This is a genomic window from Mucilaginibacter sp. SG538B (genome assembly GCF_013376065.1).
In the GTDB taxonomy this organism is placed as follows: Bacteria; Bacteroidota; Bacteroidia; order Sphingobacteriales; family Sphingobacteriaceae; genus Mucilaginibacter; species Mucilaginibacter rubeus.
Genome location: NZ_JABMJI010000006.1, coordinates 89,329 through 107,718, shown reverse-complemented (window position 1 = coordinate 107,718; position 18,390 = coordinate 89,329). Strand labels below are relative to the sequence as shown.

General features: G+C 41.8%; 16 protein-coding genes and 1 tRNA gene. 10 read left to right on the top strand and 7 right to left on the bottom strand.

The window, feature by feature from the left end; genetic code table 11:
* The first annotated feature begins 163 nt into the window (after window positions 1-163).
* Window positions 164-697, top strand: coding sequence for a hypothetical protein (locus FHW88_RS26165; RefSeq protein ID WP_090527761.1), 534 nt, complete (start codon window positions 164-166; stop codon window positions 695-697).
* Window positions 698-854: 157 nt separating this feature from the next.
* On the opposite strand, the gene FHW88_RS26160 is transcribed toward FHW88_RS26165, so the two are convergent.
* The gene (locus FHW88_RS26160; RefSeq protein ID WP_090527764.1) at window positions 855-3,215 is read right to left on the bottom strand and encodes a BamA/TamA family outer membrane protein; all 2,361 of its coding nucleotides are present in this window, start codon (window positions 3,213-3,215) and stop codon (window positions 855-857) included.
* Between FHW88_RS26160 and FHW88_RS26155 the strand changes: the two genes are divergently transcribed.
* The 3 genes from FHW88_RS26155 to FHW88_RS26145 all read left to right on the top strand — a co-directional run bounded on the left by FHW88_RS26155 (window position 3,206) and on the right by FHW88_RS26145 (window position 4,276).
* Window positions 3,206-3,955, top strand: coding sequence for a TrmH family RNA methyltransferase (locus FHW88_RS26155; protein ID WP_176628576.1), 750 nt, complete (start codon window positions 3,206-3,208; stop codon window positions 3,953-3,955). The genes FHW88_RS26160 and FHW88_RS26155 overlap by 10 nt on opposite strands.
* 46 nt (window positions 3,956-4,001) lie before the next feature.
* Window positions 4,002-4,072, top strand: a tRNA-Cys gene (locus FHW88_RS26150).
* A 30-nt stretch (window positions 4,073-4,102) separates the two neighbouring features.
* Window positions 4,103-4,276 carry a spore protein gene (locus FHW88_RS26145; protein WP_090527770.1) on the top strand — a complete coding sequence of 58 codons (174 nt, stop codon included), beginning with the start codon at window positions 4,103-4,105 and terminating at the stop codon, window positions 4,274-4,276.
* Between the two features lie 773 nt (window positions 4,277-5,049).
* Here the strand turns inward: FHW88_RS26145 and FHW88_RS26140 are convergent.
* Entirely contained in the window at window positions 5,050-6,099 is a 1,050-nt protein-coding gene (locus tag FHW88_RS26140; protein ID WP_176628575.1) for a quinone-dependent dihydroorotate dehydrogenase, read from the bottom strand.
* 291 nt (window positions 6,100-6,390) lie between these two features.
* Here FHW88_RS26140 and FHW88_RS26135 point away from each other — a divergent pair, with 291 nt between their 5' ends.
* Together FHW88_RS26135 and FHW88_RS26130 are read left to right on the top strand one after the other, a co-directional pair.
* Complete coding sequence (locus FHW88_RS26135; RefSeq protein WP_176628574.1) at window positions 6,391-6,993, top strand: DUF998 domain-containing protein; 603 nt, start codon at window positions 6,391-6,393, stop codon at window positions 6,991-6,993.
* A 23-nt stretch (window positions 6,994-7,016) separates the two neighbouring features.
* Window positions 7,017-7,379, top strand: a complete 363-nt coding sequence (locus FHW88_RS26130) for a hypothetical protein (protein ID WP_176628573.1) — start codon at window positions 7,017-7,019, stop codon at window positions 7,377-7,379.
* Between the two features lie 153 nt (window positions 7,380-7,532).
* On the opposite strand, the gene FHW88_RS26125 is transcribed toward FHW88_RS26130, so the two are convergent.
* A complete protein-coding gene (locus FHW88_RS26125; protein WP_176628572.1) occupies window positions 7,533-7,955 on the bottom strand; it encodes a hypothetical protein in 423 nt (140 codons plus the stop codon).
* Window positions 7,956-8,075: 120 nt separating this feature from the next.
* Between FHW88_RS26125 and purU the strand changes: the two genes are divergently transcribed.
* Complete coding sequence (purU, locus tag FHW88_RS26120) at window positions 8,076-8,900, top strand: formyltetrahydrofolate deformylase (protein ID WP_176628571.1); 825 nt, start codon at window positions 8,076-8,078, stop codon at window positions 8,898-8,900.
* Window positions 8,901-9,135: 235 nt separating this feature from the next.
* Window positions 9,136-10,017, top strand: coding sequence for an endonuclease/exonuclease/phosphatase family protein (locus FHW88_RS26115; protein WP_176628570.1), 882 nt, complete (start codon window positions 9,136-9,138; stop codon window positions 10,015-10,017).
* Between the two features lie 53 nt (window positions 10,018-10,070).
* Here the strand turns inward: FHW88_RS26115 and FHW88_RS26110 are convergent, their stop codons facing one another.
* Window positions 10,071-11,534, bottom strand: a complete 1,464-nt coding sequence (locus tag FHW88_RS26110; RefSeq protein WP_176628569.1) for a glycoside hydrolase family 30 protein — start codon at window positions 11,532-11,534, stop codon at window positions 10,071-10,073.
* A gap of 279 nt (window positions 11,535-11,813) precedes the next feature.
* Complete coding sequence (locus FHW88_RS26105) at window positions 11,814-12,194, bottom strand: chorismate mutase (protein ID WP_176628568.1); 381 nt, start codon at window positions 12,192-12,194, stop codon at window positions 11,814-11,816.
* A 314-nt stretch (window positions 12,195-12,508) separates the two neighbouring features.
* Here FHW88_RS26105 and FHW88_RS26100 point away from each other — a divergent pair, with 314 nt between their 5' ends.
* The gene (locus FHW88_RS26100) at window positions 12,509-13,555 is read left to right on the top strand and encodes a sterol desaturase family protein (RefSeq protein WP_176628567.1); all 1,047 of its coding nucleotides are present in this window, start codon (window positions 12,509-12,511) and stop codon (window positions 13,553-13,555) included.
* Window positions 13,556-13,685: 130 nt separating this feature from the next.
* On the opposite strand, the gene FHW88_RS26095 is transcribed toward FHW88_RS26100, so the two are convergent.
* A complete protein-coding gene (locus tag FHW88_RS26095) occupies window positions 13,686-14,669 on the bottom strand; it encodes a GlxA family transcriptional regulator (RefSeq protein ID WP_176628566.1) in 984 nt (327 codons plus the stop codon).
* Between the two features lie 128 nt (window positions 14,670-14,797).
* Entirely contained in the window at window positions 14,798-15,445 is a 648-nt protein-coding gene (locus FHW88_RS26090) for an ankyrin repeat domain-containing protein (protein ID WP_176628565.1), read from the bottom strand.
* Window positions 15,446-15,719: 274 nt separating this feature from the next.
* Between FHW88_RS26090 and FHW88_RS26085 the strand changes: the two genes are divergently transcribed.
* Entirely contained in the window at window positions 15,720-18,332 is a 2,613-nt protein-coding gene (locus tag FHW88_RS26085; protein WP_090527808.1) for an FtsK/SpoIIIE family DNA translocase, read from the top strand.
* The last annotated feature ends 58 nt before the right edge of the window (window positions 18,333-18,390 follow it).

Sequence of the window (18,390 nt, the reverse complement as noted above, 5' to 3'; positions counted from 1 at the left end):
AACGCAGTTGTACCACTTATGTAAAGTGTTCATTTTGATTAGTGTTAAAGATTACCTATTTCCAGTAAACCTTTAAGTATTTATTTCTTTAACCGATAGCTCATAAAAAACGCTATTTTTATTGCAGATAATTACAGCACCGATAAGAGCTTTCTATCAAACCATGAAAAAACTTTTACTTATTTTTTGCTTTATTACAGCAGCACACAGCTTTGCGTTTGCCGATAAAACTGCTATCAACCATTTTGTAATTAAAGAAAACCCCTTTGCGGTTGATGAGGTAGCCGTAGTTGCAACCGATACTGCAGGCGTGATACAGGAAAATGTAAACGGCATTTTCACCTTTGTAATGAACGGTTTTACCGAAGAACTTAAGTTTGACAAAGGCACGGCTTTTTACCGCCACAAGCTTGACCGTTCAACCTTCCTGTACGCCAAACATATGAACGATTCCGGCACACATGCCATACTATACTACATTTACAAGCATGATAGTAAACTAAGTCCATTCCATATCAGCTGGGTACTGTTGATAGCCATTCCCCTGTTACTGGTATTGCTGGCTTATATGTTTAAGCGGTTTATCATTATTGCCGTAGTAATCTTCTGTATCTTCCTGTATTTCAATTACCACAACGGCTTAAGCATTCCAACCTTTTTTGAAAGCATTATTGATGGGTTGAAGAATATGTTTTAGAAGGAAGGTCAAAGGCGAAAGGTCAAAGGCGAAAGGTCAAAGGTTTTTTATGGAGAGGTGAAAGTAAAACGAAAAGTAAAAGTTTTAAAAAAACAGATGCACACGTAAAGCTGCAGCTACCTTTTGCCTTTCACCTTTATCCTTTTACCTAAAAATCTTAAAAAGGTAATCCAATGCCAAAGTTCAACTGCATAAAGTTGTAATCTTCTCCGTTGGCTGCTTTGTAAGCTTGTTTGAATGAACCTTTGCTAAACAGTTCGCCGGCATGGTTAACCAGCACCCATTGGTTAGCTCCGCTAAATTGCGGGTCTTTAAGTTTAAAGGCGGCATCAAGCCGAAAAACGAAGAAGCTTAGGTCGAACCTCAACCCGGTACCAATACCTACAGCCGTTGAGCTTAAAAAGTTGTTCAGTTTAAACTGTCCGTTGGGGTTATCAGGCTCATCATGCAAGCGCCATACATTACCGGCATCAACAAAAACCGCACCTTTAAGTTTTGCACCAAAAAAGTTATTTGCCAACAGGTACCGGTACTCGGCATTGGTTATAAACTTGATCTCGCCAAACTGGTCAAGATATTTCAAACGTGCCCGGTTATTAACATCGGTACCGTAATACGCACCCCGGTTAAATTGCCCTGGTCCTAAGGTTCGCGGCAGCCAGGCCCTGATATCATTGGCTCCGCCTGCATAAAAATTCTTTTCAAAAATAAGCTGATTGCTATTACCGTAAGGGATACCTATACCCGGGTTTATACGGAAAACAAATTGTTTCTCGCCACCAAAGTTTCGATAGATGCGCGTATCAAGCTCAACTTTGGTATACTGCGCAAAAGTATATCCAAAAAGCTTGTGTTGCCCAAGAGTATCTTTAGGAGCATTGGTGAGATTGCTTACCAGGTTAAGAAAATTCCCGCCAATATCTAAACTGCCCCGGAAATAGGTGAAATTTTCATAACCATTAAGCTTTATGGCATTAACCTGGTAAGTGTATTGGCTACCGGATGTAAAAACCGTACGCCCGATTAAATAAACATAGGAGTACCTGTTTTGTGCAAGCAGCGCCGCCCTTGCAGCCGGATCAATTATGCCCCTCGAAAACTCAATGTTGATAGGCGTAATGGTATGTGTTTTATACGGCGTATCAAAAAAGTCGTACGTAATGGAATTGATAAAACTTTCGCGCTTAACCAGGTCCTTTTGGTAAAACAGCGAATAGTTTGATGAAAATGTGGTGTGTGGAACCGCAAATTTACCAAGAAACGGAAATTTGAACGGAAGCAATAGCCGCGGATAGACAAGCTGTGCTCCTACCCTAAACTCCTGGTTTTGGATACTACTGTGATCATTACCCACATTATTGCCATTATCAAAAAGGATACTCCAGTTAACTTTTAACTGCAATATAGCGGCCTGTTTAAATAAATTCCTGTCGGTAAAGGTGTTACCCACGTTATAACCAAAACGACCGCCGCTAAAAAGCACCTCACCCTCTACACGGTCGCTCATCCGTTTAAGCGGCACGATATCTATCCGGGTATTAAGCCTGTTAGAGCTATCCTTCAGTTTTTCGTAGACGGGGTTGGGCACATTTCTGAAAACATTTAACTCGGATAAGCGAGTGGTGGTGCGTGTTTGCTTATCAATATCATAGATCTCGCCTTTTTTCTGAAAAACGTAATCGGTTACCACCCTTGGTTTAAACCTTTTTGAATAGTCAACAAACCTGAATTGTGAATCAACCTGTATCGTATCAACTTTGCCCGGTGTACGCCCCTGGCTGTTTGATATCGTAATTAATGTATTGTTGATGGTATAAACCGGGTGCTGTGTTTTCCCCGCCGGGTTATCAATTATCATTTTTACATCAACCACACTGCTGTTAAAGGTGGAATCATAGGTAAAATTGATATATTGCCTGTAAAAATCGTAGTAACCGTTATGCTTCATGAGCAAATAGAGCTGGTCGCGGTCGTAAGCTAAACTATCGGTGTCAAACCTGCCGCCTGGCTGTATGTGCGAGATCCTGTTACGATTACCGTTATACAATGCTTTAATATTATTATCGGCAATACTATCGGTAAATTTGCGGATGCGGAACATAGGACCTTCATTAGCAGTAAAAATCAGCTCAGCTTTTTGCTTTTTTATCACCACACTGTCGGTGACCTTCGCTTTCAGGTAACCACGGCTCCGGATGTATTTTTCCATCTGTACACGCGAGTACTCGATCAGGTTACTATCAACAACAACGGGGGCCTCGCCTATATTTTTTTTACCTTTATTGCTAAAAGTATAGTACAACTGCAGGTTGAGCCAGTTATTGGGTTGTTGCTCCTTATCCACATAATTTATAGCGGTTTCCGCAAATTGCTCGTCAATACCTTTTATAGTAATTTTGCGCACCAGTGCCTGGTCTTTGCGGATGCCACGGGTAATGCTGCAGCCCGAACCGATAATAACCAGTAAAATACTTAATATTGTAAGGCGGTAAACAGCAGGCTTAGTATATGCTTTCAAAATCACAGATCAGTTTATTAAAATCCTTACAACATAAAAAATTCCGTAAAGAGCATGGTTTGTTTTTGGTTGAGGGTTACAAATCAGTTGTTGAGTTTGTAAACGCTGCATACCAGGTTGATGCTATATACCATACATCCGAAATTGCTCCAAAAATGATGAATTTATCCCGAAAAATAAATTTTCAGGAAATTTCATTGACCGATCTGGAAAAGATCAGCAGTTTGAAAACCCCACAGGATGTAATTGGTTTGATAAAAATACCAAAATGGCCCAGATTAAATTATAACTTACTGAAAAACAAGTTCTCGCTGGTGCTTGATGGGGTGCAGGACCCCGGCAATATGGGCACTATTATCCGCACGGCCGACTGGTTTGGCATTACCGATATTATTTGCTCAGATGATACCGTTGATGTTTATAACCCCAAAGTGGTGCAGGCTACCATGGGCTCATTAGCACGGGTAAATGTGCATTACGGCGACTTAATGACTATCATCCCCGAAATAAAGCTCCCATTATTTGGCGCCATGCTCGATGGCGAAAATATCTACAACACCAATTTCGGCCGTGAAGGTTTACTGGCTATGGGCAACGAGGGTAATGGCTTACGCCCTGAAATACAGCAGTTAATAAATAAAACAGTAACCATACCCCGGATAGGCTATGCCGAATCATTGAATGTAGCTATAGCTACGGCCATATTATGTTCAGAAATAAAAAGAAATTCGTTCAAATAAATTTGTCCGCTAAAAATAATTACTATCTTTGCAGTCCTTAAAAAAGGGTCGGATGGCCGAGTGGCTAGGCAGAGGTCTGCAAAACCTTTTACAGCGGTTCGAATCCGCTTCCGACCTCAGGGTTAAAAAAATTTAAAATAAAAGACAATGGGCGTTACTCGTTTAAAAAGAAAAGACAGGAGAAATAAAACTTTTTCACGCTTAGAAGTACAGTTCTTGAAACTGGCTACTAACCTAGAATACGGAAGCCGTTCTGCTGAGTCAAAACACAGCCAGATAGCTAAAAACAATGCAGCTTTAGATATCGCATTAGGCAAATAATTCTCTCCTTCTTCGGAAGAAAAGACTTTAAAGTCCTGCCGGTTTCCGGCGGGACTTTTTTTTGTGTTTGAACCATGATTATTAGGATTTGAAGATGACCTTGATAGCCTTTTGCACCTACAAAATCACCCAAATTGGGAACAACGTGGAAAAAATTCTTTAGAAATTGCTATGATAACTTTTATATGAAAATTGGGAGATTTTTATTGATACTTATTCCTTCAATATATTAACGGCCAACAAATAAAAATGAAAGAATCACAAAAGAAACAATCAAACTTAATCCTAAACTTCCAATGAAAATCAATGTCATCTTTGCATAAAAGATAAGATTTCTATCATCTTCAATAAATTTATTTAGGAAATATCGAACTGAAAACAAAGTGAATATTGCGGATGCAAATAAAGTTAGGATCAATAATATAGCCCCCCCGGCAGTAGAAAATGAACTCATTAGCTTGAATAAATGATTTCTTGAAATTAAAAATTTAACCTAAAAACATCATTTACTGAGTTGCATGAGTTTGAGAGTAGTTATACTGAACATAGGTTTGCAAATTTTGCAGCATTTTTTTACAAGTCGGGTAAAGCTTTTTGCGATAAGCAGCAAATCCCGTATTAAAGCTTTCGACTTTGTTAGTGTCTCGACCACCCCATCCTCATGGGATACTAAAAATATCTTTCAACAAACGCAAAGGCATTAAAGTTCCCGAGAAGATACAGAAACGAGGAACTTGGCGTCGAAATACATATTTCAGGATAATCCTCAAATCCTATAAATCACGGTTCAGGATCTTTTTATTGATCCTTCCAATCAATCCCGGCCCTTCATAAATAAAACCAGTATACAACTGCACCAATGATGCACCGGCATTCAACTTCTCAATGGCGTCTTCGGCGGAGTGAATTCCTCCTACTCCTATAATAGGGAACGAACCGTTTGATTTTTTATGCAGATAAGCTATTACTTCGGTTGAACGTTTAGTAAGTGGTTTGCCGCTCAATCCGCCGGTTTCATCTTTTAGCTTAGGAGGTGACGATAAATTTTCCCTGCTGATGGTAGTATTAGTAGCTATTACCCCAGCTATACCTGTTTGCTGTACGATGTCAACAATATCGTCCAGTTGGGAATCAGTTAAATCAGGCGCTATTTTTAGCAGGATAGGTCTGCTGATACCGTTTTTACTATTACGTTGCTGTAATGTATTCAAAATTTCCATCAAAGGTCCCTTTTCCTGCAGGGCACGCAAGCCCGGGGTATTGGGAGAACTTACGTTTACTACAAAATAATCAACTACATCAAACAGGCGGTCAAAGCATTTAATGTAGTCGTTAACAGCATCCTCATTAGGGGTAACCTTGTTTTTACCGATATTGCCGCCAATGATTAGTTGTTTGTTGATATTTTTCGGATCGCGCCTGAAGGCGGCGATTCGTTCAGCAGCTATATCTACACCAAAATTATTGAAACCCATGCGGTTGATGAGCGCACTATCTGCCGGCAGGCGGAACATGCGTGGCTTTTCGTTACCAGGTTGCGGCAGCGGTGTAACAGTACCAATCTCAACAAAACCAAAACCAAGGTTAGCCATTTCGCCCATCATTTCGGCGTTTTTATCAAAACCTGCAGCCAAGCCAACCGGGTTCCTGAACTTCAGACCAAAAACCTCGCGTTCAAGCTTCGGATCTTTTACATCCCACATCGCTTTACTTAACGATGCACCACCCGGAAAACGATTAAAGCGCTTCAGGTTGCGGGTAACAAAGTAATGTACTTTTTCCGGATCGAACTTAAACAGGATGGGTTTTATCAACTGATACATGCCGCGAAGTTAGCACATTTTTGTGATGGTGAATAAATGTATGGGTATAACCGGCATCTGTTTCATCTCTGTGATATTACGCTGTGTTGCCTCCTGCCTGCCTGGCAAGGGCGAAGTGCATCTAAATCAAATACAGGTTTCGTCAATCCATTTTTAAACTAACACATTCGGCGAAGCCATTAAACAGTTTTGAAAAAATAAAATAAAAAACATAGTACTATGTATTGTATAGTACCATGTTTAATATTAACTTTGTTTTAATCGAACTAAAACAATCTGAATATTATTAAAATGGATACTAAACCGCTACTATATACAGGCATCATTATTCCCATTATATTTTGGCTTTCAACCATTATTTGTGGGTTTGTGCATGGTAATTACAATCATTTCAGCAACACTATCAGTGAGCTGGGCGCTATCGGCACAAAATCTGAAGCGTTGATGGAAACATTTACGCTGCTTAATACAGTGCTCAGTGTGTTTTTTATGGCGGGCCTGTTTATTGCGTGCAGCCAGTTGCAGCTTAATATCCTGCCCGTGTTTGGGGTGATAGGTTTCCCTATCATGTTTGGCTGGGCGGCTATATTTCATGCAGGTAACCCACTGCATTCGGCATCCGGGCCGGTGTTTTTGACGCTTTATATCGGTGCGCTGCTATCTGCTATTTTATGGCGGGGAGAGGAGTTCAGACAGATCAGCAAGCTTTCGCTATTAAGCCTGAGTATTATGCTGCTCATCTTTATCCGCTTCATTCCTTCGGCTACTATTCAAAACAATTATACCGGGCTTATTCAAAGATTGGCCCACCTGGGTTGGTCGGTTTGGTTTGTATCGCTCGGCTCCTGCTTTATAAAACTGCTCAACACCAAAGAGCAGCGTCAATTAAAATAATCAACATTAAAAAAAACAACAACATGAAAAAATTATTAGGTTATGTATTGGTTGTCATAGGTTTGATAGCCTTATTAGATGCCTGCCACATAGGCGGAAGGCATACAGTGATTTCTGAAAACGGCAATGGCAGAGAAAGACGGATTGAATACTGGGGGCACGTGTATTTTACCGCTGATAGCACGGGCATCAGCAGGATCTCGCCCAATGGGAAGGTAAAATACAAAAATAATGACTTTGAAATAAGTGCCGAAAGCGATTATAACGGGCGTATTACCTATCAGTTTAATGACGGAGAAAAGAAAAAGGAACTTGATAATAACGAGAAGATTTCATTAGCAAACGCCGTAAGGGATATGATGAAAGTAGGGCATTACGCTAAATAACTATTTTATGGGGTAAGCGTAGCTTACAGTTTACTCACCCCCGCCTGTGTCCCTCGTGCTTTGCAAAGAGGGTAAGAAAAAATACCCTCCTCTCTTTATGCGTATTTAGAGAGGAGGTAACGAGCACAGCGATGCCGGGGTAAGTAACGGCAATTATTTCATCCGCACATATACCTCATTATACCCGTCGGCTATATAAATTTCATTCAGGTAAAGCGTATCGTGCCTGATGAGGTATGAAACCGGGCGCGTATCAAGCGTAGGCCCGGAAATCAATAATATATCTGCCTTTTCTGTTGGGCTATATTGATAGTTTGGAATAGTGCGGAAATTGCCGCTGATCTGCAGCACGTCGTTTTGGAACCTTTTGAAACTGCTATCAGGATAAAATTCATTTCGAATATTGTAGCCGCTGCTTTGTGGCGTAACGGTAAAGCCGCCAATACCGCCAACTGATTTTACCCAGCGCCATTTTCCAACTATACTGCTGCTGCCCGGGCTGGGAAGGTCGCCTTTATTGCAGGCGGTTATACTACCTAATAAAATTACGGATGCTGCTAACAGGATAATTTTCATAATTGTGGGTTTATAAGATACCTTACGGTACAGCACATGGCTTTGCTACAATAAGTTGTAAAATAATTTAAAGGGAAATGCCTGTTGTATATTCAGCAAAATTCTTTGTATCATTAAACCATGATTATTGTAATACAGTGTAAAGACAAAGTGGGCCTTGTGGCGGCCATATCTGCAACATTAGCCAAACACCTGCTCAATATAGTTTCCATGCGTGAGCATGTTGATCATAACGAAAATGTTTTTTTTACGCGCCTGGAAGTTGAACAAGGCGACGACGCCGGCCTCGAAGATTCATTACGTAAAATACTGCCCGAAGGGGCTTATATTTCAGTAAACCCTAAGCCTGTAAAAAAAGTGGTTGTGCTGGCTACCAAAGAATATCATTGCCTGAGCGATATCCTGGTGCGTAACCACTTTAATACCCTTGGCGCAAGGGTGCAATGCGTTATCGGTAATCACGCCAAGCTTCAAAACATATGCGAGCGATTTGACATTCCTTTTTATCATATCAGCCATGAACAGGTAAGCAAGGCTGAATTTGAACAACAGGTGATCGGTACCATTAAACAATATACTCCTGATTACGTGGTACTGGCTAAATTTATGCGGATCCTCTCACCCCAATTTGTGGCTGAATTTCCGATGAAGATCATTAATATCCATCACTCGTTTTTACCGGCGTTTATAGGTGCCAATCCCTATAAGCAGGCGTTTGAACGGGGTGTGAAACTCATAGGCGCAACAGCGCACTATGTATCAAATGAGTTGGACGAAGGGCCGATCATCGCCCAGCAAATTGTTCCGGTAAATCACTCATATAGCTGGACAGACATGGTAAAAGCCGGCCAGGAAGTGGAAACCGCCGTATTAGCCAAAGCATTGAAGCTTGTTTTTGAAGACCGGGTATTTGTTTATAAGAACAAAACGGTAGTGTTTGAGTAAACACACCAACCAATATTCGGGATAGTAGCGATACCGCCAATGCGAAGCTAAGCTTGTTCCCGGCCTCCTTGCATGTTTCTCTAAATTCTGAATAGAATTACTCCTGGCATACAAAATTTTGAACCCTCGTAAGTTTTCGCAGGTTAAATACTCTTCAGTGTATAACTTATGTTATAAGGTAATATTTACTTTTAACTTTGTTCAAGTGCTGTTGGCATCTTATCTAAATACTACTATGAAAAAACTACTTTCTTTATTATTTATGGCTATACTTTCTGTTTCAGCAAGTTATGGCCAGCATCAACTTACTATTGCCACGTATAATTTACGTAATGATAATGCTACAAATGATGATTCTGTACGAGGTAATGGCTGGAAACAGCGCCTGCCGGTTATAACGCAGCTCATCCGCTTTCATGACTGGGATATTTTTGGCACCCAGGAGGGGTTGGTACACCAACTTAATGGTTTAAAACAGGCCATGCCCCAGTACGCTTATACCGGCATAGGCCGTGATGATGGTAAAACTGCCGGCGAGTTCTCGGCCATTTTTTACAAAAAGGATAAATTTAAACTACTGAAACATGGCGATTTCTGGATGGCACCGATCACCAACAAGCCCAACAAAGGCTGGGATGCCGCACTTCCAAGAATCTGCTCATGGGGATATTTCCAGGAGATAAAAACCGGGTACAAGTTTTACTATTTTAACCTGCATATGGACCATATAGGTGTTGTTGCCCGCCGTGAGAGCGCAAAGCTGGTATTGAAAAAAGTGAAAGACTTAGGCGGTAGCTCCCCTGCTATTTTATCAGGCGATTTTAATGTTGATCAAACGTCTGACAGCTACGCTGTAATCAATAACTCGGGGAGGTTGAAGGATAGCTATGAGCTATCGCCCATAAAATATGCTACCAATGGTACTTTTAATGACTTCGATGCTAATGGTAAAACCAGCGGCCGTATCGATCATATTTTTGTAACCAAAGATTTTACGGTAAAGAGATATGGGATTTTAACAGATACCTACAGGGCAAAGGCTAAAGGATCGGATAAATATGAGGCTAAGGAGCCCAGCGACCATTTCCCGGTAATGATAATGGTGGATCATAAATGACCCACCATACCAGAGATTTAGTTGATTGTTTAAACTAAAGATTTTTATAAAGATTACTTCACTATAAGTGTAGCAATTGAGTGCGGCAGGGCAGTAGTGCCTGCCGCTTTTCCTTTTATCCAAAGGCTGTAATCTATTTTTTCATCGGTTTTGTTCATTACCACCACTGCAATTGAGCCATCGGGGTTTTGGTAAGCGGTTGTTAACAGCTTATCCCTGCTGGCTACCGCGCTAATGCGTTTTGCACCGGGGTGAATATATTTAGAGAAATGGCCTATGTAATAGTATGAACTGGTGTAGATGAGGCTTCCGTTGCGCAGGTCGGCATGTACCGGGGCAAAGCAAAAGTTACCTACGTGATTTGGCCCGCCGTTTTCGTCAAGCAATACGTTCCAGTCGGTCCAGGCAACGGTACCGGCATTAAAGTCATTGATCATTGAAAGGCCGTAACGTTCGCCAAGCGACCAGTCATTGATCTTGTTGAAATCAAATTTTTCGATACAACCTTCGGTAAATACCAGGTTTTTGCCCGGGAATGCTTCATGGGTACGACGGGTGGCTTCAAAATTTTGGCCTGCGCCGGTCCAGGTTTCATACCAATGGAACCCGATACCCCAGATGTATTTGGCCGCTGCCGGATCTTCCAGGATAGTGCTGGCGCGTTGGTAAAGCAAATCTCGGTTATGGTCCCAAACTATCAGTTTTTTATTGGCCAGGCCTTGTTTTTGCAAGGTTGGGCCCAAAAAGTTCTTTACAAAATCACGCTCCTCTTCGGCAGTATACATGCATGATTCCCATGTTTGCTTAGCCATCGGTTCGTTTTGTACCGAAAGGCCCCATATAGGGACACCTTCTTTTTCATAAGCTTTAATAAACTTAACGTAAAAGTTGGCCCAGCTTTGATCAAATTCCTTTTTGAGCTTACCTCCATGCAGTACATCGTTATTATCTTTCATAAAAGCAGGAGGGCTCCAGGGTGATACAAACATGGTCAGTTCACCTCCCGCAGCCGCTGCGGCCGCTTTAATAAAAGGAATCCGGTAGGTTTTATCATGACTGATATCGAAGGTTTTTAATTCCCTATCACCATCTTTTACATAACTGTAACTATCGCTCGAAAAATCACAGCTTTGAATATTGGTGCGGCCAAAGGAGTAACCAATGCCTTTGGCTTTATTATAGTAAGCGGTTAAAAATTCTTTTTGTTTATCTTTTGGCAGTTTAGCATACGTTTCTGCTGCCGCATCTGTAAGCGCACCGCCAATTCCAATCATCGTTTGGAATGTTTTGGACGGATCGATAAAAACCGCCACCTCTGTTTCTGCAGGTTGAGGCTTATCTGCAAACTTCAGGGTTTCGGTTTCTTTAAATTTATATCCGGCCTTTTGCTCAGAGACAATCACCTTGACCGATTTACCCATTACCGAATAAGGCGCTTTACCCTGCGCGCTGACAAAGCCAGCCTTTAATAATAATCCGCCCGCGATGAAACAGGCTATTAAATACTTTTTTTGCATGAATTTAATTAAATAGGCTTACCGGCTTGGTTACAAGCCTGGATTGTGGCTAACCGGAGTTGTCAAATTTATTAAACTTAATTAAAAAAAAGCAAAAATCACGATATAAATTATCACCTCAAAAGGTCGTGCCGGGCAAATTGATACGCCTTAATACCAAATTTTATCTTAGTTTAATCAATTGATAATAAATACATTGAACGATAACTCATATAGAAATTACTTACAAATTTGATGCGCTAAAATGCATTTTAAATTATAGTGTATTTTTTACACCGGCTATTGCTTTTGAGCCTTAATTTCTTCCTCAATGCGCAGGCTTTCTTTATGGATAGCATTCATAAGTTCTGTAATGAATGTGGCGGAGAGCCCCTCCTGTTTCCCGGCTTCGACAGTTTTTTCCAGTACCTGTTTAAAACGGTCGGACTGAAGGGCAGGAATATTGTTTTTTGCTTTATAGATGCCGATCTCTTTTACTACCCTCTCGCGTTCGCCCAATAAGGCTATCAATTTTTTATCGAGGGAATCAATTTTGATCCGGTTATTTTGCAGTGGATTGCTGGCAGAAGTTTGGGTCATAGGTGTTGATTGGGCGTTAACTAAACTGTACCGGATCATACACACTAAAAATAATACAAAAGCGCGGTTAAATGATTTCATATCAGATGATTTTTTGAGGCAAATTTATAGAAATAACCTTGCTGTTAATGGATTGTTTCGGGATTGATGCAGAGTTACTCACTCCTGACATCACTACACTCGCTACCCTTTTTATTTGATGTTCCATCATTTCTTTTCATTTTTTTAATAAGCTAATTTATCAGTGATAATAAAAAGGACCGAAGAGCACAGGCAGGTCAGCCGTGATGTGTGATGTTAATACTCGTTCAAAGAATTTACATGTACCTACATATATACAAATTAATTTTCCTAAATTTGAATAAAACATTTTACCGGTAAACCTAATTTTTGATATGGATTTTTTAAAAGCGATATACGAGCATATTACTGGATTTTTCGGCCTCGGCGGATTGTATACCATCATCAAATCGGGCGATTATGGCAAACTACTTACCTATGATGGTATTACGGCTTTGTTAGGCCCAATGCTACCTGTATTGCTGGTGTTTGAGATCATCAGGGGGGCGTTCTATAAAAAATTCAAGGTGATCCACTACAAGATCTCTTTTTGGACATATGTGCTAAATGCTTTTATAGGCAGCGTACTTTCCATTGCCATGGTAGGGTTTTGTATCGGCTTCTTTTCGCGGTTTGCTATTTTCAAAACCACGTTTACCTGGTACTGGTTTATTTACGGCTATATCGTATGGGAATTTGCTCATTTTTGGTATCACTACCTTGCGCATAAGGTGAGAATTCTATGGTGCCTCCACTCAACCCATCATGCACCCGAAAGCATGAACCTTTCGGTTACTTTCGCCCATTTTTTCCTTGAAGCACCCTATGCCGATCTCATCCGCACCAGCATTTGTATTTTATTGGGTGTAAACCCGCCAATGCTGTTTGTGATCATGTTTGTGGATGGCTTTTGGGGATCAATGATCCATATCGGTGAAAACCTTATTGAAGATGGGCGTCTTGGCTTCCTGAACAAAATCGTGCTCACACCATCGCATCACAGGGTACATCATGCACGTAATCCATTATATATGGATACCAATTTCTGTAACCTGTTACCGATTTGGGATAAAGTTTTCGGCACCTTCCAAAATGAAGACCGTAGGATCCCTATTGAATATGGCATCAGTCGCCCCATGATTAAAAACAGCTTTTTGGATGCTTATTTTGGCGAGATCATAGCGCTGGCCAAAGATATACGCAAGGCACCCGGTATTAAAAACAAGTTTCTGTACGTTATAATGCCACCCGGCTGGAGCCATACCGGCGATCATAAAATGACCACGGTTGTTAAAAAGGCCTATTTTGAATCGCTTGAGGAACAAGAAAAAACTGATAAAGTAAAAGAAAGTAAAGCTGAAATAGCGCAAGATATAATATAACAATGTCAATTGCGAGGTACGAAGCAATCCCCAACTGTACAGAGGAACTTGCATAGCTGCTCTGCGAATCTGGGGATTGCTTCGTACCTCGCAATGACGCGCCGGAGAAGTTTACTGTTAATATCCCCTCCTAATTCTCCAGCACTGCCCTCCTGCAATATTTACTCCTGTAGTCCTGCGGGGTTAAGCCTGTTATCCGTTTAAAGATCTTTCTGAATGTCTTTAAATCATTATACCCAACCTTATACATCAGCTCGCTGATATTAAAATTGGTTTTCTCGAGGCCTTTTTTTACCGATTCAATTTTTACCTTTTGCAGGTATTCCATCGGGGTATTTTGCGTGGCGCTTTTAAAGCGGCGGATGAAATTGCGCTTGCTCATATTGGTTTGGCCGGCAATTTCCTCTACCGAAATAGGCAAATGGTAATTATTTTCGATAAACAACTGCGAACGCATTATTTCCTGGTCTTCATGTTGGTGCTGCCCTTCAAACACCTTAAAATGTGCCTGGCTGGTACGGTCAATATCCAGCGAAAACATTTTGCTGGCCCAAATGCCGGTGTCCCTGCCGCAATATTTTTCAATCAGGTAAAGCACCAGGTTCATGCTTGAAAAAGCCCCTCCGCTGGTATAAGTACCCCCTTTGTCGGTGGTTACCATATCCGGTAAAATTTCTACTTTGGGGTAACGCCGTTTCATATCATCAACAGCTACCCAATGGGTTGTACAAGGTTTACCATCAAGCACGCCGGCTTCGGCCAAAAAATAGCTGCCAAAACACAGGCTGGCTACTTCTGCGCCTTTATTGTACATGTTCCTTATAAAGTCTATCAAATTTTTGTTTTTGTGCATCACCAGATCCGGCGGGCCGTAAAATGCGGGGGCTATCACCAGGTCAATATCTTTGATCTCATCAATAGTTTTAAAACCGGTGAATTGGGCAGGGAAATAAAGCAGGTTATTATTTATTTTTTCGCCTACAAGCATTACGCTAAAAGCTTCGGCTTTGCCGCTTTCAACCAGGAAACGGTTAGTATGCCTCACCATATCCAACACGCCCGATATGGTTGAAAGATTAATGTCTTCGTGAATAAGCAGCGCTATTTCTTTCATTTGTTATAATTCAGGTTATTACAAATATATAAAAGCACCCGGCACAAAAACATGCGATAACCCTTAAAAAACGCAGATCATTGATAAAAAGCTATCACTTAACCAGTTTAAAATTAAGCGTTTAAACATCAACTCAAAATCTCAGCTATCTCTTCAAAACCTTTTTCACGGGCCAGATCAGCGGGAAGCTTGCCACCTTCCATCCGGGTATGAACCTCGGCACCACTTTCGAGCAGCAGGATGATCAGCTCAAGATTACCATTTTGCGCGGCCGAATGCAGCGGCGTAGCGCCGGCTTGCTGCACAACATTCACCTGAGCGCCGTTTTCGATCAGCATCCGCGCTATATCGGTATAGTTTCCGGCCGCCGCCGAATGAATTGGGAACACGTTGAAACCATTATTTGATTGCAGGTTAACATTTGCACCTTTCAGCACCAGGTAGCGCGCAACATCAAACTGCCCGAAATAACAGGCGAGCCCTAAAGCAGTAAAGCCATCTTCGGCGTAATCATCAAGAGTATTTGGGTTAGTAGTAACCAGGTGGGCAACCGTATCAAATTTGCCGGCCGCAGCCGCTTCAAACAAACTAATATCGTTTACATAATTTAACAGTAAACCGGTAACCTCCGGCTTTTTATAATAGCACGAAAGCATAAGCGGCGATACCCTGAGGCTTGTTTTTTGAGTAGCCAGCGCAGGGTCGCGGCCAAGCAGGGTATTGATACTATCTAAATCGGCGGATGCGATATATTCTTCCAGTCTTTCTATGCTCATTACTTAATTAAGTAAAGCGTTTACTATTAACGGCGTTGTTATATTCACTTTGTTAAATTTACGTTTATGTTACGGGTAAATGTTGTTTTTCAATTATACTAAAAAATTAAAAATGTTGACAATAAGTTATATAATCTGTTAACTTTATATTCATTCGGCCTGTAATTTTTTGCGGGTTAACGAATCTTATATAAAATATTTACCGGGTGTAACTGCAAAGTTCACATAGGTGAAATTTTACGTAAGTTTGCACATAAACGATTGTTACATCAGGATGCCGGCAAAAGGAAACCAGTTTAGATCAAATAATTTCAAGGGAGAAAATCAGCCTCGCCAAGGCGGCAAGGCCGAAAAGGAACGAGTGGCAGGCAGGAAATTACCTAAACTGCCCAGTTTTGACTTTGACTATGAAAACGGCAAGGCTGTTAAAATAGCGGGTTTGTTTTCACTGCTATTATCCATTTTTTTCCTCATCGCTTTTACATCATACCTGTTTACCTGGCAGGAAGACCAGAGCTATATTTCTAAAACAAACGGTGGCTGGCATAACCTGTCGACGGGCACTACGGTTCATGAAATTGCCGACCTGAGCGACCCGACCATCAGGGCGCAAAACTGGCTGGGCAAGTTTGGCGCGTTATTATCCAATCAGTTTATTTATGAATGGTTTGGCGTAGCTTCATTCCTGTTTATTTTTGTATTTTTTGTTGTAGGGTACCGACTGCTGTTTAAAGCGAGGCTATTTTCTATCCGTAAAACACTTGCATATTCGTTATTCAGCATTGTCTTTATTTCTGTGGCGATAGCTTATTTTCATTCATTTGTGATTGATTATCCCCATTACCTTGAAGGCGGTTTCGGTTTTTGGACTAACCGCTTACTTGCGGCTCAGATAGGTGAAGCGGGTACCGGCGGATTGCTGGTGTTTTTGGCGCTTACCGTATTGGTAATAGCCTATAATATCGACTTTAAAATACCCCAGCGTAAAAACCGCCCGGTTGCAGCTATGAGTGTTGATGAGATAGCACCTGAACCTGTTGAACTGATTGATGATGAGCCGTCAATGCCGCTTGAATGGCCCCGGGGCAATAACAACATCCGCGAAACCCATGTAAGCAGCATCATGCCCGAGCCCATGGTACAGGAACCGCTTATACCTCCATCACCGCTTAGGCACCCTCCTATGGAGCAAATGCCCGGATATCATGAACCTGTGGTATTGCGTCCTGAAAATACAATTAAACACGAACCCGAAGAGGAAGAAGAAATCCCGCTCACCATTGATACCAACAGGCCTCTGCCCGAATTAAGTGTTGAACAGGCTGATGAAGCCAAACAGGATGACCTGCTAAGCAAATTTGGTATATATGACCACAAGCTCGATCTGGCTTCATACAAACTTCCGCACCTGGAGTTATTAGAAAACCACGGCTCAAACAAGATTTCGGTTAATGCCGAAGAGCTGGAAGCCAATAAGAACAAAATTGTTGAAACACTGAACCACTATAATATCGAAATTGATAAGATCAAGGCAACCATTGGCCCAACGGTTACCTTATATGAGATCATCCCCGCGCCAGGTGTGAGGATCAGCAAGATCAAGAACCTTGAAGATGATATTGCCTTAAGTTTAGCTGCACTGGGCATCCGTATCATCGCCCCTATGCCTGGCAAGGGGACTATCGGTATTGAAGTGCCTAATCAAAATCCTGAGATGGTTTCGATGCGCTCTATCCTATCGACCGAAAAATACCAGAATACCACGATGGACCTGCCTATCGCTTTAGGTAAAACCATATCTAACGAAGTATTTATTGCCGATTTGGCCAAGATGCCACACTTACTGGTTGCCGGAGCCACCGGCCAGGGTAAATCGGTTGGTATTAACGCCATCCTGGTATCGCTGCTGTATAAAAAACACCCTGCCGAACTCAAATTTGTACTGGTTGACCCTAAAAAGGTGGAGCTTACGCTTTTCCGTAAGATAGAAAGGCACTTTTTGGCTAAACTGCCTGATGATGGCGATGCCATCATCACCGATACCAAAAAGGTGGTAAATACGCTCAATTCGCTTTGTATTGAAATGGACCAGCGTTATGACCTGCTGAAAGACGCGCAGGTACGCAACCTGAAAGAGTACAACTCCAAATTTGTAAACCGTAAGATCAGCGACCCTGAAAAACACCGTTACCTGCCATTTATAGTTTTAGTAATTGACGAGTTTGCCGATTTGATGATGACGGCCGGTAAAGAAGTGGAAATGCCGATTGCCCGTATTGCGCAGCTGGCCCGTGCGGTGGGGATCCATTTGGTTATTGCAACGCAGCGCCCTTCTGTTAACATCATTACCGGTACTATCAAAGCCAACTTCCCGTCAAGGCTGGCCTTCAGGGTACTTTCTAAGATCGATTCGCGCACCATTCTGGATGCCGGCGGCGCTGATCAGTTGATCGGTCGTGGGGATATGCTATTTTCAACAGGTAGCGACCTGATCCGTTTACAGTGTGCATTTGTGGATACGCCGGAGGTTGAAGCTATATCTGATTTTATCGGCAACCAGAAAGGCTATCCATCGGCCATGTACCTGCCCGAATATGTGGGAGAAGGTGAAGCCAGCAGCGGCGCCAAAGAATATGACCCTGACGACCGCGACCCGATGTTTGAAGAAGCTGCACGTTTAATTGTACTGCATCAGCAAGGCTCAACATCGCTTATCCAACGCAAAATGAAACTGGGCTATAACCGCGCCGGCCGCATTATTGACCAGTTGGAAGCAGCCGGAATTGTAGGCCCTTTTGAAGGTAGTAAAGCCCGCGATGTGCTTTATCCCGACGAGTACAGCCTTGAGCGCTACCTGGAAACGCTGCAAAAACCTATTAAAGATTAAACCAAGCAAAATTTATTTACTCTAATCCAATAACTATTAATAACAATAGTTGTTGTTG